The following is a 1,848-nucleotide window of genomic DNA, read 5'->3' as shown; positions in this document are numbered from 1 at the left end:
CTGATCGTTATCGCCATCCGAACAGTTACACGTAGCTTTGGCGTGTGACCGATAGTCCCGCCCCTCCTCAGGCCGCTTCACGGCCTGCATCGTCGCGGGACGTGACCGATAGTCCCGCCCCCGTGACACTGCTGGTCAACGGCCGGGTGCACAGCCCCGCCCAACCCGACGCGACCGCGATGGCGGTCCGCGGCGGCGTCATCGCGTGGCTGGGCAGCGACGATGCCGGCCGCAGCATGTTCCCCGATGCCGAAATCGAAGACGTCGACGGTGGTTTCGTGGCGCCGGGATTCGTGGACAGCCACATCCATCTGACCGCCACCGGGCTGACCCTGAGCGGGCTGGACCTGCGCCCGGCCGGCTCGCGCGCGCAATGCCTCCAGATGGTCGCCGACTACGCCGCCGCCCACCCGGGCCAACCGCTGTGGGGGCACGGCTGGGATGAGACGTCGTGGCCGGAAAACACGCCGCCCAGCACCGGTGACCTGGACGCCGTCCTCGGTGACCGGCCCGCCTACCTGGCGCGCGTGGACGTGCACTCCGCGCTGGCCTCGACGGGCCTGCGACAGCTCGTCGCGAAACTCCCGGCGGCGGCCGGTTTCAGCGCCGAGCGGCCACTTGTCGGCGACGCACACCATCTGGTGCGCGCCGTAGCCCGGGACTCGCTGACGGCCGAACAGCTCACCGAAGCCCGCGCCGTGGCACTCGAGGCCGCCGCGGCGTCCGGCATCGTCGCGGTGCACGAATGCGCGGGACCCGAGATCGGCGGGATCGACGACTGGCTGCGGCTGCGTGCCGTCGATCACGGTGTCGAGGTGATCGGATACTGGGGTGAACCGGTGAGCACCCCTGCCGAGGCGCGGGAGTTGATGGACGTGACCGGCGCCCGCGGGCTGGCGGGTGATCTGTTCGTCGACGGGGCACTCGGATCGCGCACCGCCTGGCTGCACGAGCCATATGCCGACTCGCCGGACCACACGGGAACCTGCTATCTGGACCCCGACGCCGTCGAGGCGCACGTGCGGGCATGCACCGAGGCCGGGATCACCGCCGGATTCCACGTCATCGGTGACGCCGCCGTCGCCACGGTGGTGAATGCCTTCGAGCGGGTCGCCGCGGATCTCGGGCCGGTTGCCGTCGCCCGCTGCGGGCACCGCCTCGAGCACGTCGAGATGGTCAACGCCGATCAAGCCGCCAAACTGGGTCGGTGGGGCGTCATCGCCAGCGTGCAGCCCAATTTTGATGCGCTATGGGGCGGCCCCGACGGCATGTACGCGCGGCGGCTCGGCGCCGAGCGAGGCAGTCGGCTCAACCCCTTTGCGCTGTTAGCATCCCAAGGCGTGCCCCTCGCGCTAGGTTCCGACTCCCCGGTGACGGGTTTCGACCCGTGGACGAGCGTGCGCGCCGCGGTCAACCATCGCACCACGGGCAGCGCGATCTCGGCGCGGGCCGCGTTTGCCGCGGCCACCCGCGGCGGCTGGCGGGCGGGCGGTATCCGCGACGGTGACGCGGGCACATTGGTGCCGGGTGCGCCGGCGTCGTACGTCATCTGGGAGGCCGGGGAGCTGGAGGTTCATGCGCCGCGCGACACCGTGCAGCGCTGGTCGACCGATCCGCGTTCCCGAGTGCCCGCATTGCCCCGCGTGGGCCCCGACGATGCCCCACCGCAGTGCCGGCGAACCGTGCATCGGGGCGCTGTCATTCATGGCTAGGCACTGGCTCGGCGGCGAACCGCCGGACCAAGACGAACCCCTGGACCAAGACGAACCCGCGGACTACACCGCCGCGCCCGACCCGCGGCAGACCGACCCGATCGGCGACAAGGCCGAATCGGAGCGCGACGAAGAG

The 1,848-nt window shown here is 71.3% G+C and carries 1 protein-coding gene; it reads left to right on the top strand.

Annotated features, from left to right (window positions below; genetic code table 11):
• Nucleotides 1–179: 179 nt before the first annotated feature.
• Nucleotides 180–1,712: an amidohydrolase gene (locus Q0W90_RS24430; RefSeq protein ID WP_297697435.1), complete on the top strand. Its 1,533-nt coding sequence runs from the start codon at nt 180–182 to the stop codon at nt 1,710–1,712.
• Nucleotides 1,713–1,848 lie beyond the last annotated feature (136 nt).

It is taken from the genome of Mycobacterium sp. (genome assembly GCF_025933915.1).
Taxonomy (GTDB): domain Bacteria; phylum Actinomycetota; class Actinomycetes; order Mycobacteriales; family Mycobacteriaceae; genus Mycobacterium.
This window is presented reverse-complemented; position numbering and strand designations above follow the sequence as displayed.